The organism is Sphingomonas yantingensis (assembly GCF_014199325.1).
GTDB lineage: Bacteria > Pseudomonadota > Alphaproteobacteria > Sphingomonadales > Sphingomonadaceae > Sphingomonas > Sphingomonas yantingensis.
In genome coordinates this window covers 937,969-952,093 of record NZ_JACIJJ010000001.1, presented here as the reverse complement: position 1 = coordinate 952,093, position 14,125 = coordinate 937,969, and the positions used below count along the sequence as shown (strand labels likewise).

14 protein-coding genes are annotated in these 14,125 nt (G+C 70.1%); 11 read left to right on the top strand and 3 right to left on the bottom strand.

The window, feature by feature from the left end; all coding sequences use genetic code 11:
- Positions 1 to 18 precede the first annotated feature (18 nt).
- On the bottom strand, positions 19 to 516 hold the full coding sequence (locus FHR19_RS04835; RefSeq protein ID WP_184025013.1) for a TspO/MBR family protein: 498 nt from the start codon (positions 514 to 516) through the stop codon (positions 19 to 21).
- 45 nt (positions 517 to 561) lie between these two features.
- On the opposite strand from FHR19_RS04835, the gene FHR19_RS04830 reads away from it, so the two are divergent.
- Genes FHR19_RS04830 through bchO form a run of 3 tightly spaced genes read left to right on the top strand, consistent with a single transcriptional unit; the run spans position 562 to position 4,042 of the window.
- On the top strand, positions 562 to 1,533 hold the full coding sequence (locus FHR19_RS04830; protein ID WP_184025011.1) for an ATP-binding protein: 972 nt from the start codon (positions 562 to 564) through the stop codon (positions 1,531 to 1,533).
- A complete protein-coding gene (locus tag FHR19_RS04825; protein ID WP_343053163.1) occupies positions 1,530 to 3,173 on the top strand; it encodes a magnesium chelatase subunit D in 1,644 nt (547 codons plus the stop codon). The genes FHR19_RS04830 and FHR19_RS04825 overlap by 4 nt, the downstream gene beginning before the upstream one ends.
- On the top strand, positions 3,170 to 4,042 hold the full coding sequence (gene bchO / locus FHR19_RS04820; RefSeq protein ID WP_184025009.1) for an alpha/beta fold hydrolase BchO: 873 nt from the start codon (positions 3,170 to 3,172) through the stop codon (positions 4,040 to 4,042). The genes FHR19_RS04825 and bchO overlap by 4 nt, the downstream gene beginning before the upstream one ends.
- A 107-nt stretch (positions 4,043 to 4,149) precedes the next feature.
- Here bchO and FHR19_RS04815 read toward each other — a convergent pair whose 3' ends face one another.
- Together FHR19_RS04815 and crtD are read right to left on the bottom strand one after the other, a co-directional pair.
- Positions 4,150 to 5,049, bottom strand: coding sequence for a hydratase (locus FHR19_RS04815; RefSeq protein ID WP_343053162.1), 900 nt, complete (start codon positions 5,047 to 5,049; stop codon positions 4,150 to 4,152).
- On the bottom strand, positions 4,983 to 6,536 hold the full coding sequence (gene crtD, locus FHR19_RS04810; protein WP_184025006.1) for a 1-hydroxycarotenoid 3,4-desaturase CrtD: 1,554 nt from the start codon (positions 6,534 to 6,536) through the stop codon (positions 4,983 to 4,985). Before crtD ends, FHR19_RS04815 begins: the two co-directional genes overlap by 67 nt.
- A 55-nt stretch (positions 6,537 to 6,591) precedes the next feature.
- Between crtD and FHR19_RS04805 the strand changes: the two genes are divergently transcribed.
- The 8 genes from FHR19_RS04805 (at position 6,592) to pufL (ending at position 14,114) form a co-directional block, all read left to right on the top strand.
- Positions 6,592 to 7,686 carry a methyltransferase gene (locus tag FHR19_RS04805; protein WP_184025004.1) on the top strand — a complete coding sequence of 365 codons (1,095 nt, stop codon included), beginning with the start codon at positions 6,592 to 6,594 and terminating at the stop codon, positions 7,684 to 7,686.
- Between the two features lie 98 nt (positions 7,687 to 7,784).
- Complete coding sequence (gene bchC, locus FHR19_RS04800) at positions 7,785 to 8,711, top strand: chlorophyll synthesis pathway protein BchC (protein WP_184025001.1); 927 nt, start codon at positions 7,785 to 7,787, stop codon at positions 8,709 to 8,711.
- A gap of 2 nt (positions 8,712 to 8,713) precedes the next feature.
- Positions 8,714 to 9,691 (top strand): chlorophyllide a reductase iron protein subunit X, encoded by a 978-nt coding sequence (locus FHR19_RS04795; RefSeq protein WP_184025913.1) that lies wholly within the window; start codon positions 8,714 to 8,716, stop codon positions 9,689 to 9,691.
- Positions 9,692 to 9,694: 3 nt separating this feature from the next.
- Positions 9,695 to 11,206 carry a chlorophyllide a reductase subunit Y gene (gene bchY / locus FHR19_RS04790; protein WP_184024998.1) on the top strand — a complete coding sequence of 504 codons (1,512 nt, stop codon included), beginning with the start codon at positions 9,695 to 9,697 and terminating at the stop codon, positions 11,204 to 11,206.
- Positions 11,203 to 12,648 carry a chlorophyllide a reductase subunit Z gene (bchZ, locus tag FHR19_RS04785; protein ID WP_184024995.1) on the top strand — a complete coding sequence of 482 codons (1,446 nt, stop codon included), beginning with the start codon at positions 11,203 to 11,205 and terminating at the stop codon, positions 12,646 to 12,648. The genes bchY and bchZ overlap by 4 nt, the downstream gene beginning before the upstream one ends.
- Before the next feature lie 139 nt (positions 12,649 to 12,787).
- On the top strand, positions 12,788 to 12,940 hold the full coding sequence (gene pufB, locus FHR19_RS04780; RefSeq protein ID WP_184024992.1) for a light-harvesting antenna LH1, beta subunit: 153 nt from the start codon (positions 12,788 to 12,790) through the stop codon (positions 12,938 to 12,940).
- A 46-nt stretch (positions 12,941 to 12,986) separates the two neighbouring features.
- Positions 12,987 to 13,163, top strand: coding sequence for a light-harvesting antenna LH1, alpha subunit (pufA, locus tag FHR19_RS04775; RefSeq protein WP_096342032.1), 177 nt, complete (start codon positions 12,987 to 12,989; stop codon positions 13,161 to 13,163).
- A gap of 126 nt (positions 13,164 to 13,289) precedes the next feature.
- The gene (pufL, locus tag FHR19_RS04770; protein ID WP_184024989.1) at positions 13,290 to 14,114 is read left to right on the top strand and encodes a photosynthetic reaction center subunit L; all 825 of its coding nucleotides are present in this window, start codon (positions 13,290 to 13,292) and stop codon (positions 14,112 to 14,114) included.
- Positions 14,115 to 14,125 lie beyond the last annotated feature (11 nt).

The window sequence follows — 14,125 nt, the reverse complement described above, 5'->3', positions numbered from 1 at the left end:
ATCGCCCGCTGCACCCTTTTACGCGGGCGCGCCAGCCCCCGCGAACGGGCCGTTCAACCGCACGATCGCGCGGTTCAGAACGGCAGCGAAACTGACCCACAGAAAATAGGGCAGGATCAACAGGCTGGCGAAGCTGGAGATCGGCCAGAGCCCGACGATCAGCGCGACGAGCGAGGCCCAGAGAAACACCACCTCGATCAATGCCCAGTCGGGCCGCCTGAGCTTGAAGAACAGCGGGCTCCACAGGAAGTGGTAGACCGCGTTGACGACGAACAGGATAGCGACGTCGCGGCGCGCGCCCGAATCGCCCGCCGTCGCTTCCCAGGCAATGACCGCCGACCAGGCGGCTAGGCCGAGGATGATCGTCCAGGCGGGGCCGAACAGCCAGTCGGGCGGCTGGAAGCCCGGCTTGCGCAGGCCTCGATACCACGCCCCGATCGGCGTCAGCAGCCCGCCCGCCAGCCCGAGAAACAGCGCGCCGCCGCCGGCGATCAGGATCGGGGTCCAGTTTGTCATCTTTGCCTGTCTTGCCGCGTGTCCAGTGTGTGTTACAAGCCGTTCGTGCGCAGATCGTTCCCCTTCTCGGCGATCGTCGGCCAGGACGAGATGAAGCGCGCGCTGCTGATCGCGGCGGTCGACGCCCGGATTGGCGGCGTGATGGTCTTCGGCGACCGCGGCACCGGCAAGTCGACCGCGGTCCGCGCGCTCGCCGCGCTCCTGCCTCCCGTTCCCGCCGCCTCGGCCGGCTATCAGGATGGTTCGGCCCGCAAGGGCAAGGTGCCCGTGCCCTTCGTCGACCTGCCATTGGGCGCCACCGAGGATCGCGTCGTCGGCGCGCTCGACCTCGAACGCGCATTGGGTGCCGGCGAAAAGGCGTTCGAGCCGGGCCTGCTCGCGCGCGCCAATGGTGGCTTTCTCTATATCGACGAGATCAACCTGCTCGAGGATCACATCGTCGACCTGCTGCTCGACGTCGCCGCCTCGGGCGAGAACGTCGTCGAGCGCGAGGGGCTGAGCGTTCGCCACCCGGCGCGGTTCGTGCTGGTCGGCAGCGGCAATCCGGAGGAGGGCGAGCTTCGCCCGCAATTGCTCGACCGCTTCGGCCTGTCGGTGGAGGTGCGCACGCCCGGCCACCTGCCCGACCGGATCGAGATCCTGAAACGCTGCGATGCGTTCGAGCGCGATCCCGACGGTTTTGCCGCGACCTGGGAAAAGACCGAGCGAAAGACGCTGCGTCAGCTTGCTCGCGCGCGAGACGCGCTGCCCGGCGTTGCGGTGCCCGACGAGGTGCTGGGCTATGCGGCGCAGCTCTGCATGGCGGTCGGCGCCGATGGCCTTCGCGGCGAACTGACGTTGATGCGCGCCGCCCGTGCGATCGCGGCGCTGGAGGGCGTGGCCGAAGCGACGCCCGCGCATGTCGCCGCGGTCGCGCCGATGGCGCTACGCCATCGCCTGCGCCGCAACGTGCTCGACGAAACCGGCTCCACCGTCCGCATCGAACGCGCGCTCGCCGATCTGGCGCAGGCCGCGTGACCGCGCTGGGCGCCGCGGCGCCCGATGCGCACCGCGACGCGCTGATCGCCGCCCGCCTCTGCACGATCGACCCACGTCTGGGCGGCATCGTCCTCAAGGGCGGCGAGATACTGCGCGAGGCAGTGCTCGCCGACCTACGCGAAGGCTTGGGGCCCGAGCGGCGCATCCCCGTCAACGTGGATGACGACCGACTGCTCGGCGGCATCGACCTGACCGCCACGCTCGCCGCCGGGCGGCCCGTGCGCCGCGATGGGTTGCTGGCGGAAGCCGCGGGCGGGTTCGTCGTGCTGCCGATGGCCGAGCGGCTGTCCGAGGCCGTCGCCGGCCGCATCGCCGCCGCGATCGACACGGGCGACGCGCGATTCGTGACGATCGCGTTCGACGACGGGGTCGAGGCCGACGCCCGCCCGCCCGCTGCGCTGATGGAGCGGCTGGCGTTCCACATCGACCTGACGGAGGCGCGGCCCGGTGCGGCCCTCTCGCCGGTAACGGTTGCCGATCACGCGGAGGACACGCCCGGCGCCATCGACGCGCTCGTCACCACCGCCGCCGCGCTCGGCATCGCCTCGGCACGCGCGCCGCGGTTCGCGATGCTGGCGGCAAGGGCAGCGGCGCGAGCGGACGGACGTACGCAAGTCACCGACGCCGACCTCGCCCTCGCCGCCCGCCTCGTTCTCGCGCCCCGCGCGACGCAATGGCCTGCCGAGCCGGAAGGCGCCGAAGCCCCGCCACCGCCGCCCGAACCCGGCGACGGGCAGGACGAGACCGCATCGGACACGCCCCCGCTCGACGATCTCGTCCTCGCCGCCGTGCTCGCCGCGCTGCCGCCCGACCTGCTGGCACAGGTCGCCGCGGGGAAGAGCCGGCAGCGCGCGCGAGCAAACGGCGCCGGGGAACGACGGCTGGGTCATGCGCGCGGTCGCCCGCTCGGCGCGCGGGCGGGGATGCCCGGCGGGGGCAAGCGCCTCTCGCTGATTGACACGCTGCGCGCGGCCGCGCCGTGGCAGCGCCTCCGCGGGCGGGGCGGCCGCGTCCTCATCCGCCGCGACGACCTGCGCATCCGGCGGTTCGAGGCTCGCGCGGAGGCGCTGACGATCTTCGCGGTCGATGCCTCGGGCTCGTCGGCCCTCGCCCGGCTGGCCGAGGCGAAGGGCGCGGTCGAGCTGCTGCTCGCCGAAGCCTATGTGAAGCGGGCCGAGGTTGCGCTGATCGCGTTTCGGGGGACGGGCGCGGAACCGCTGCTGCCCCCCACCCGCTCGCTGACGCGCGCGCGCCGGTCGCTCGCCGACCTGCCCGGCGGCGGCGGCACGCCGCTTGCCGCCGGCCTCAACGCCGCGCGCGAGCTGGCCGAGAGTGCGCGGGCACGCGGGCGGACGCCCTTCATCGTCGTCCTGACCGACGGCCGCGCCAACATCGCCGCCGATGGCGGCACCGTCCGCGCGATCGCCGAAAGCGATGCCGCCAGCGCCGCTCGCGCGATCGGGGTCGCGGGGATCGCCGCCGCTTTCGTCGACATTTCCGCTCGGCCGCGGCCCGAAGGCGCGATGCTCGCGGCAGCCATGCGCGCGCGCTACCTCGCGCTGCCGCGCGCCGACGCCACGGCGATGCACGCCGCGATCAGCGCCGTGCAGGCCGCGTGACCCTGCGCTGGTCGGTCGAGGGCCGCGACTGGCCGCATCGCGAGCATAGCCGCTTCGTCACGCGAGGGGGCTTGCGCTGGCACGTTCAAGTGATGGGCGATGGCCCGCCGCTGCTCCTTCTCCACGGCACGGGCGCGGCGACGCATAGCTGGCGCGACCTCGCGCCGCTGCTGGCCGCACACTACACTATCGTTGCGCCCGACCTGCCCGGGCACGGCTTCACGACCGGCCGCCCGCCCGGCGGCATGGCGATGCCGGCGATGGCGCGTGCGATCGGCGGGCTGCTCGACACAATGGGGGTGAAGCCGCACGCGATCGTCGGCCATTCGGCGGGCGCGGCGGTGGCGGCGCGGATGGCGCTGGACGGCATCGCCACGCCGCGCACGATCGTCGGGCTGGGCGCCGCGCTTCTCCCCTTCCCCGGCCTGGCCGCCGCGCTGTTTCCGACGCTGGCGAAGCTCCTGTTCGTCAACCCGTTCGCGCCGCACATCTTTGCACAGATGGCGCGGATGCAGGGGGAGACGGCGCGTTTCGTCGTCCGCGCGACCAGCTCGACGATCGAGCCCGAGGGGATCGTGCTCTACGAACGGCTGCTGCGCGACTCTGGCCATGTCGGCGCGGCGATCGCGATGATGGCCGACTGGGATCTGGAGGCGCTGAAACGCGACCTTCCCCGCCTCACCATGCCGCTCCGCCTGATCCATGGCGAGCGCGACGCGGCGATCCCGATCGCGACGGCGCGGGAAGCGGCGGCGACGGTGCCCGATGGCCGAACGACCGGCTTGCCCGTGCTCGGCCATCTCGCGCACGAAGAGCAACCGGGCGAGGTCGCGGCACTGATCCTCGCCGCGCTCAAGGAGGCGGCATGAGCGATCACATCTTCGGCATGCTCGACATGGCCGTCGTCGGCGTCGTCGTCTTCGGCTTCGGGATCTGGCAGCTCGTCTCGATCAACCGCGAGATCAGGAAGGACCGCTCACCAGAACGCCCTGGGCATTCGGTAGGGGAGCATGGTCTGGACGATGGGCGACCGAAACCGCCCGAGTGACAGGCTTTCGTGCACCGCCTGCGCCGGCTCGCCGAACAGGCGCGTCGATAAGGCGCTGCGCGCATAGAAGGGCGCGTCGATCCACGTCTTGAGCACCCTTGGGAAGGCATCGGCATCGGCGCGCGTCGCCCGCTCGATCAGCCAGCCGGTGCGCGGCAGCGTCGCCTTGGGCGGCTGGACGCAGTCGTGCCAGCGCCCCTGTCGGTCGAATCGCAGCGCCAGCTCGAACGGCGCGCCGCCGCGCCGCCGCCCCTCGTACAGCACCGCCACGTCCTGCTTCAGGTGCGCGCGCGACCAGTGCCAGTCGTCGAACCCCGCCTCCAGCGCCTCGTCGCCGAAGTTCGAATCGAAATAGCCGTCGCCCGACCAGCTTGTGCCGGGGTGGTTCATCTGCACCTCCACGCGCGCGCGCGGCGCGACGGGGTGCCAGCGGTGCCGCCCGGCGGGGTCGAGCATGAAGGCGGTGGTGCCGATCATCTCTGGGCTGATTCGCACCCGCCCCTTCACGCGGTACGGGAGCGGCGCGGACCATTCGTCGATGTCGATCGTGAGCGCGTCGCCGTCCCAGCGCAGCCCGCTCGGCCCCACCCGAAAATGATCGCGGCCTCGGTCGACTCTGGCTTGTCCGCGCTCGGTCATCGCCCAAGCGCCCGCACCCTTGCCCGTGAGCGACACGTTGATCGCGCAGTGATTGTCCGGCCGCCCCCGCCCCGTGACCTTGTAATAGGGCGAGAACACGCTGCCGACGAAGGCGATGATTGTCAGCCCGTAGCACCCGCAGTCGCTGGTCGCGTCGACATACCACCAGGCATAGCCCTGCGGTGCCACCACGACGTCGAAACGCGGTCCTGCGCCAAGCATTCGGCGGCTAGCCGGCCGGAGAGCGCCGCCATCGGGACGCCGGCGCCCGGGTGCGTGCTCCCGCCCGCGCAATAGAGCCCAGGGATCGACGTCCGGCTGCCCTGCCGGCGGAAGGACGCCGCCCATCCGTGCGAGGCCGGTCCATAAAGGGCTCCACCCGTCGACGGACAGAGGCGCGCGAAATCGCTCGGCGTCGTCAGCACCGCCGATTCCCCCAGGTCCAGCGAAAGCCCCGCCCGCGAAACGCCGTCCAGCATCTGCCGCCTGCACCGCTCGATCTCCTGATGTGTGAGGGGGGCGCCGTCGCCGGTGGCGGGCGCGTTGACGATAATCTGGATGCGCTCGGGCCCCGGCTGCGCCCCGCCCGCATCGCCGCGATCCTGCGCGCACAGATAGACGGTGGGCACATCGGCCAGCCGGCCGTGGCGGAGTGCATCGAACTCGGCGCGATAGTCCTTCGAGAAAATGACGTTGTGCCGTGCCAGCGGAAAGCCGGTGCAGACCGCATTGGCGGTCCACACCATCGCACTCAGCGAGCGACGGCGCGGGCCGACGCGCGACGACGCGCGCGATGCGGCGCGCCCGAACGCGCCCGCGCCGATTGCGGCGGGATCGGCGGCGCAGACGGTGCACGGTGCCTCGAGCACCTCGCCGCTTTCGAGAGTCACGCCCGCCGCGCAGCCGTGCTCGACGCGGATCTCGGCCACCCGCTCGCCGTATCGCCGCATCACGCCCATCCGCTCGCACAGGGTCGCCAGCGCCGCGGCCAGCCGATGCATCCCGCCGTCGACCAGCCACACACCACTCGCCTCAACATGCGCGATCAGCATCAGCGTGGCGGGCGCGGCAAAGGGCGATGACCCGCAATAGGTGGCGTAGCGCCCGAACAGTTGCTGCAACCGCGGATCGGCGAAATAACCGCTGAGCGCTCGCCACATCGACGTATATGCGCGCAGGTTCATGTAATCGGGCAGCCCGCGCAGCCCCATTCGCCAGCCGAGGGTCAGCGGATCGGGCTTCAGCGCGCGCAGGAACGGCGCGTCGCACGCGTCGAACAACCGCTTCGCCTCGGCCCGGAAGGCGCGATAACCACGTGCCTCCGCCGCGCCCGCGAGCTCGCCGATCGCCGCCTCGCTTTGCGCGGGGTCGGCGAACAGGTCCAGCCGCGCCTCGCCCCACGCATGGCGCGCCAGCGTCGTCGCCGGCCGCATCGTCACGAAATCGGACAGGCGCTGGCCGCAATCGGCGAACACGCCCTCGAACACGTCGCGCATCGTGAACACGGTGGGGCCACCGTCGATCGCCCGCCCGTCGACCGGGATCGCGCGTAGCTTGCCACCGGGCCTTGGCTGCGCCTCGATCAGCGTCACGGCATGTCCGCGCGCGGCCAGCAGCGCGGCGGCGACCATGCCGCCCACCCCGGCACCGATGACGATCACGCGCGCGTCGGCCATTCCGCCGCTCCTCTCGTTGACGGCGACGCTAACACATGTCCACATTGCTTGACATATGAAATCGTCCACTAGCCTGCATGAGCGATGGATCGCGTGGCGCAACGCGATGATCGGATCGCCGCGATTCCAGCGGTTCGCCGCGCGATCGCCGTTCATGCGCCCGGTGGCGCGGCGGCGCGCGCGGGCGCTGTTCGATCTGGTGGCGGGCTTCACCTACTCTCAGGCACTGGCCGCCTGTATCGAGACCCGCCTGCTCGACTACCTCAGCGATACGCCCCGGCGTGCGGCCGACCTTGCGTCGAAGATCGATTTGCCGGTCGAGGCGACCGAACGCCTGCTCCGCGCCGCCGCCGGGCTCGGCTTCGTCGAGCGGCTGGACGACCGCTGGGCGTTGGGGAGCGAGGGCGCCGCGCTGCTCGGCAATCCGGGCATTGCCGAGATGGTGGCGCATCACCGCCTGCTCTACGCCGACCTTGCCGATCCGCTGGCACTTCTCAGGCGCGGGGGTGGCGGCGGAGCTTTGTCGGCGCACTGGCACTATGCCGAAGCGTCGGGGACCGGCGATGCCGCGGCGGTCGCGCCCTATTCGGCGCTGATGGCCGCGTCGCAGCCGATGGTCGCCGCCCAGGCGCTCGCCGCCTATCAGTTCGACCGGCACGCACGCGTCCTCGACATCGGCGGCGGCGAAGGCGCGTTCCTGTCGGCCGTCGCGCAGGCGGTACCCGAGCTTCAGCGTGGCCTGTTCGACCTGCCGGCGGTGGGCGAGCGCGCGCGAACGCGACTCGGCGCGGGCGTGACGATCCATGGCGGCGACTTCCTGCGCGACGCGCTCCCGACCGGATACGACCTCATCACGCTGATCCGCGTGCTGCACGATCATGACGATGCGCCCGCAATGACCTTGCTGCGCGCGATCCGTGCCGCGCTGCCCCCGGGCGGCGCGCTGCTGATCGCCGAGCCGATGGCGGAGACGACCGGCGCGCGGGGCGTCGGCAGCTATTTCGAACTCTACCTGCTCGCCATGGGATCGGGCCGCCCCCGCTCGATGGCGGAGGTCCGCGACATGCTCGCCATGGCGGGCTTTGGTCGGATCCGTCCCTTGCGTACCCACCTGCCGCTGGTGGCTAGCGCGATCATCGCGCAGGCGTAACAAATGAGTGTCTACATTAATTGACATTCATAATCGTCAGCGTAGGATGACGCTTACACGGTGAGCTATCTTGCGACGCCGGGTAGGGGATGGATCGTATGGACGCGATCGCGGTCATACTGGAGGCACCGGAGACGCTTTCGTTGCGTCCCCTGGCCCTCGTCCCCATCGGCCCCGCCGACGTCCGGGTGGCGATCGAATGGAGCGGCATTTCCTCCGGCACCGAAAAGCTCCTGTGGGCGGGCCGGATGCCGAGCTTCCCCGGCATGGGCTATCCGCTGGTCCCCGGCTACGAGTCGGTCGGTCGTATCGTCGATGCCGGCAGCGACGCCCGCGCGCGGATCAGCGAATGGGTGTTCGTCCCCGGCGCCAACTGCTTCCAGGGCGCGCGCGGGCTGTTCGGCGGCTCCGCCTCGACCGTGGTCATGCCCGCTGCCCGCGCGATTCCGATCCGCGAGACGCTGGGCCGCGACGGCATCCTGCTGGCGCTTGCCGCCACCGCCTTCCACGCAATCGAGGTGGGCGGCGTGCCCGAACTGGTCATCGGCCACGGGATCCTCGGCCGGCTGATCGCGCGCATCGCCATAGCCAGCGGCGGCACCGCGCCGACCGTGTGGGAAACCGACGCGAGCCGCCGCGACTCCTTCGACTATGCGGTAATCGACCCGGCGAGTGACGAGCGCCGCGACTATGCCGCGATCTGCGACGCCAGCGGCGCGGGGGACGTGCTCGACCTCGCCTTTGCGCGGATCGCGAAACGCGGGTCGGTGACGCTGGCGGGTTTCTACGACCGGCTCGCCTTCGCCTTCCCCCCGGCATTCATGCGCGAGGCGCGGCTCAACATCTCGGCCGAGTTCACCCCCGGCGACATCGCCGGCGTGCTCGCGCTGATCGACGCGGGCCTGCTCGACCTGTCGGGCCTCATTACCCACGCCCGCCCCGCGGGCGAGGCCGCCGACGCCTATCCGCAGGCCTTCACCGACACGGCGTGCCTGAAAATGGTGCTCGACTGGAGAACGATGTGAGCATGTTCGACCCCGGCGAGCTGCGCGAGGAAGCCTCGTTCGAGCCCGATCCCGTGCCCACCGGCCCGGTGACCAAGGAAACGCAGATCATCGCCATCTATGGCAAGGGCGGGAGCGGCAAGTCCTTTGCGCTCGCCAATCTGAGCTACATGATGGCGCAGCAGGGCAAGCGCGTCCTCCTGATCGGCTGCGATCCCAAGAGCGACACGACCAGCCTGCTCTTCGGCGGCCGCTCGACCCCGACGATCATCGAAACCTCCGCCGCCAAGAAACTGGCCGGTGAGGAAGTGGGCATCGAGGACGTCTGCTTCCAGCGCGACGGCGTGTTCGCGATGGAACTCGGCGGGCCGGAGGTCGGCCGCGGCTGCGGCGGGCGCGGCATCATCCACGGGTTCGAGACGCTGGAGAAGCTGGGCTTCCACGAATGGGGCTTCGACTATGTTCTGCTCGACTTCCTGGGCGACGTGGTCTGCGGCGGGTTCGGCCTGCCGATCGCGCGCGACATGTGCCAGAAGGTGATCGTCGTCGCCTCCAACGACCTTCAATCGCTCTACGTCGCGAACAACGTCTGCAAGGCGGTGGAGTATTTCCGGCGCCTCGGCGGAAATGTCGGCGTCGCCGGCATGATCCTGAACAAGGACGACGGCACGGGCGAGGCCAATGCCTTTGCCGAGGCGGTGGGCATCCCCGTCCTGACCGCGATCCCGGCGAACGAGGATATCCGCAAGAAGAGCGCGAACTACCAGATCATTGGCAAGCCCGGCGGCGAATGGGCATCCTTGTTCGAGGAACTGGCGATCAACGTCGCCGAAGCGCCGCCGCTGCGCCCCGCCCCGCTCGACCAGGACGGGCTGCTCGGCCTGTTCAGTGCCGAGGTGACGGGCGCCGACTTCGCGCTGAAGCCCGCCAGCCAGGCGGACATGCGCGGCGCGGCGTACCTGCCCAAGGCGAGCCTCGAAGTCGTGTACGATCGGACCTGATCGGTGGACGGCGACGCCCCTCCCCGCGACCGCGACCGGATCGACCTTGGCGAGGGCGGCTGCAGCTCGCGCGAGACGCTGCGCGAGGCGGCGAACGCGGCGGGCAAGGCCGAGATCCTCGACCGCTACGCCGCCGACTATCCCAAGGGGCCGCACGACCAGCCGCAATCCATGTGCCCCGCCTTCGGCTCGCTGCGCGTGGGCCTGCGCATGCGGCGGACGGCGACGGTGCTGTCGGGCTCGGCGTGCTGCGTCTATGGCCTGACCTTCACCAGCCATTTCTACGGCGCGCGGCGCAGCGTCGGCTATGTGCCGTTCAGCTCGGAAACGCTCGTCACCGGCAAGCTGTTCGAGGATATTCGCGACGCGGTGCACGAGCTGGCCGATCCGGCGCTCTACGACACGATCGTCGTCACCAATCTGTGCGTCCCGACCGCCAGCGGGGTGCCGCTTCAGCTGCTACCCGACTCGATCAACGGCGTCCGGGTGATCGGCATCGACGTCCCGGGCTTCGGCGTGCCCACCCATGCCGAGGCGAAGGACGTGCTCGCGGGCGCGATGCTCGCCTATGCGCGGGCGGAGGCGGAGGTCGGCCCCGTCGCCGCCCCCGCGACGCGGACCGACCGCCCGACCGTGACGCTCCTGGGCGAGATGTTCCCCGCCGACCCGCCGGGTATCGGCCTGATGCTCGAGCCGATGGGCCTTGCCGCTGGCCCCGTCGTGCCGACACGCGAATGGCGCGAACTCTACGCCGCACTCGACTGCGCCGTGGTCGGTGCGATCCACCCCTTCTATACCGCCAGCGTCCGCGAGTTCGAGGCGGCGGGCCGCGCCGTCGTCGGCTCGGCGCCAGTCGGCGTCGACGGTACCGCCGCCTGGCTCGACGCGATCGGCGCGGCCTGCGGCATCGCCGAGCGACAGGTCGCCGCCGCCAAAGACCGCATCCTGCCCGCGATTCGGGGCGCGCTCGCCGCGCGGCCGATCAAGGGGCGGATCACCGTCTCTGGTTACGAGGGTTCCGAACTGCTCGTCGCGCGCCTGCTGATCGAAAGCGGGGCGGATGTGCCTTACGTGGGCACCGCCTGTCCGCGTACGAAGTGGAGCGATCCCGACCGCGACTGGCTGGAGGCACGCGGGACCCACGTCCAGTATCGCGCCAGCCTGGAGCAGGACATCGCCGCGGTCGACGCATTCCAGCCCGACCTCGCGATCGGCACCACGCCCGTCGTCCAGCACGCCAAGCAGAAGTCGATCCCTGCGCTCTACTTCACCAACCTCATTTCCGCGCGCCCGCTGATGGGGCCCGCGGGTGCGGGCAGCCTCGCCGCCGTCGTCGGCGGGGCGCTTGCCAACAAGCACCGCTTTGACCGGATGAGCGCGTTCTTCGAGGGCGTCGGCACCGGTCATGCGACCGGCGTCTGGACCGACACGCCCGAGGATCGCCCCGGCTTCAAGGCCAAGTATGCCGCGCGCCGCATCGCCGCGGCGAAGGCAGAGGAGCATGTCGGGACATGACCCTCGTCATCGACCATGATCGGGCCGGCGGCTACTGGGGCGCAGTCTACGCGTTCACCGCGATCAAGGGCCTACAGGTCATCATCGACGGCCCCGTTGGCTGCGAGAACCTGCCGGTCACCTCGGTCCTTCACTATACCGACGCGCTGCCGCCGCACGAGCTGCCGATCACGGTGACGGGCCTTGGTGAGCAGGAGCTCGGCCGGGACGGGACCGAGGGGGCGATGAAGCGCGCCTGGGGCACGCTCGACCCCGACCTCCCCTCCGTCGTCGTGACCGGATCGATCGCCGAGATGATCGGCGGCGGCGTCACGCCGGAGGGGACGAGCATCCAGCGTTTCCTTCCCCGCACGATCGACGAGGATCAGTGGCAGTCGGGCGACCGCGCACTCACCTGGCTCTGGACGCAGTTCGGGCCGAAGAAAGTGCCCGCCCCGCGCCCGCGCAAGGAGGGGCAGCGCCCGCGCGTCAACATCATCGGGCCGATGTACGGCACGTTCAACATGCCCTCCGACCTCGCCGAGGTCCGCCGGTTAATCGAGGGCATCGGTGCGGAGGTCAACATGACCTTCCCACTCGGCAGCCACCTTGCCGACGTCGCCAAGCTGGCGAACGCGGAGGTCAATGTCTGCCTGTACCGTGAGTTCGGCCGCGGGCTGTGCGAGGTCTTGGAACGGCCGTACCTTCAGGCGCCGATCGGGCTGGAGAGCACGACGCTGTTCCTGCGCAAACTGGGCGAACTCACCGGCCTCGATCCCGAGCCGTTCATCGAGCGCGAGAAGCATACCACGATCAAGCCGCTGTGGGACCTCTGGCGCTCGGTCACGCAGGACTTCTTCGGCACCGCGAGCTTCGGCATCGTTGCCACCGACACCTATACCCGCGGCATCCGCCGTTTCCTCGAGGAGGAAATGGGCCTGCCATGCACGCTCGCGGAGTCGCGGACGGCCGGGACCAAGCCCGACAACGAAGCGATCCGCGCCACGATCGCGGCCAACCCGCCGCTCATCCTGTTCGGCAGCGTCAACGAACGGATGTACATGGCCGAGGCCGGCGGACGCGGCGTGTTCATCCCGGCGAGCTTCCCCGGCGCGGTGATCCGCCGCCATACCGGCACGCCGTTCATGGGCTATGCCGGCGCGACCTATCTGGTTCAGGAAGTGTGCAACGCGCTGTTCGACGCGCTCTTCCACATCATTCCGCTCGCCGGCCAGCTCGACCGGGTGGAGGCGACGCCCTCGCGGCTCGATCGCGAGCTGGCGTGGGACGACCTCGCCAAGCGCGAGCTCGACGCCGCGGTCGAGCGCGAGCCGGTACTGGTCCGCATTTCCGCCGCCAAGCGCATCCGCGACGCCGCCGAGCGCGCCGCGCGCCGCGCCGGCGAGGATGTCGTCTCGCCCGCGCGCCTCGCGCTCGCGATCACCGAAAGTCGGGTGCCATGACGGCGCCCCGCCATCTCCGCCGGCGTGCCCCGGGCACCAGCGGATCCACGATCCTCACGCGGGCGACGCCCGGGTGCGGATGCCGCCGGGCAGGCCGGTCCACGCTCCTGTCATCGTCGGAACAACGGAGACGTAGAACATGAACGATCCAGAACGGATGGGGCCGGGAACTTACCTCAGCCCCGAAGAAGCCAAGGAGTTTCACAAGCTCTTCATCACCAGCTTCCTGATCTTCACGGCAGTTGCGGCCGTTGCGCACTTCCTCGTCTGGAACTGGCGCCCCTGGCTCTGAGCCGGGCCGACGCTTCATCCGGCGACAATAGAAAGGAACCCACGCCATGTGGAGAATCTGGCTAATCTTTGACCCGCGCCGTGCGCTGGTCGCGCTGTTCGTATTCCTGTTCGTGCTGGCCCTGTTGATTCACTTCATCCTGCTCAGCACCGACAAGTTCAACTGGCTCGATGGCCCGCGCACGCCCCCGGCGGCGGCGGCCCCGGCGATGCCCGGCACCTGACGCGTATCCTCGCGATTTCGGGTGGGCGGGCGCCGGTTCCCTCCGGCCGGCCCGACCCACCCGAAAGACCGACTTCTATCGACGTGACCACCCGCTCCATCCTGGCAGCGGCGAGGAGAGGCAGACATGGCGCTCTTGAGCTTCGAGCGGAAATATCGGGTCAGGGGCGGCACGCTGATCGGCGGCGACCTGTTCGATTTCTGGGTCGGCCCCTTCTATGTCGGCTTCTTCGGCGTGGTCAGTGCGATCACCGCGATCCTAGGCACCGCGCTCATCTTCTACGCGGCCTCGCTCGGGCCGACCTGGAACCCCTGGCTCATCAGCATCGCGCCGCCGGACCTCGACTACGGGTTGGGCCTGGCGCCGCTGCGCGAGGGCGGGTTCTGGCAGATCATCACCATTTGCGCGATCGCCGCCTTCACCTCGTGGGCGCTGCGCGAGGTCGAGATCTGCCGCAAGCTGGGTATGGGATATCACGTCCCCTTCGCCTACGGCTTTGCGATCTTCGCCTATGTCAGCCTCGTCGTGATCCGCCCGCTGATGCTGGGTGCCTGGGGCTTCGGCTTCCCGTACGGCATCTTCAGCCATCTCGATTGGGTGTCGAACACCGGCTATCAGTATCTCCATTTCCACTACAATCCGGCGCACATGCTGGCGGTCAGCTTCTTCTTCATGACCGGCGGTGCGCTCGCCTTCCACGGCGCGCTCGTCCTCTCCTCGGTCAATCCGGGCAAGGGCGAGGAGGTGAAGTCGCCGGAATATGAGGACGCGTTCTTCCGCGACTCGATCGGCTATTCGGTGGGTACACTCGGCATCCACCGCGTCGGCCTGCTCCTCGCCCTCTCGGCGGGTTTCTGGAGCGCCATCTGCATCATCATCTCCGGCCCGTTCTGGACGCGCGGGTGGCCCGAATGGTGGACCTGGTGGCTCAACCTGCCGATCTGGTCGTGAAGGGGGTATAG

Coding starts and splice junctions, on each gene's coding strand:
- bchZ (WP_184024995.1), top strand. CDS start 11,203: ATGACCCTCGTCATCGACCATGATCGGGCCGGCGGCTACTGGGGCGCA.
- FHR19_RS04835 (WP_184025013.1), bottom strand. CDS start 516: ATGACAAACTGGACCCCGATCCTGATCGCCGGCGGCGGCGCGCTGTTT.
- bchC (WP_184025001.1), top strand. CDS start 7,785: ATGGACGCGATCGCGGTCATACTGGAGGCACCGGAGACGCTTTCGTTG.
- crtD (WP_184025006.1), bottom strand. CDS start 6,536: ATGGCCGACGCGCGCGTGATCGTCATCGGTGCCGGGGTGGGCGGCATG.
- pufB (WP_184024992.1), top strand. CDS start 12,788: ATGAACGATCCAGAACGGATGGGGCCGGGAACTTACCTCAGCCCCGAA.
- pufL (WP_184024989.1), top strand. CDS start 13,290: ATGGCGCTCTTGAGCTTCGAGCGGAAATATCGGGTCAGGGGCGGCACG.
- FHR19_RS04795 (WP_184025913.1), top strand. CDS start 8,714: ATGTTCGACCCCGGCGAGCTGCGCGAGGAAGCCTCGTTCGAGCCCGAT.
- FHR19_RS04805 (WP_184025004.1), top strand. CDS start 6,592: ATGAAATCGTCCACTAGCCTGCATGAGCGATGGATCGCGTGGCGCAAC.
- pufA (WP_096342032.1), top strand. CDS start 12,987: ATGTGGAGAATCTGGCTAATCTTTGACCCGCGCCGTGCGCTGGTCGCG.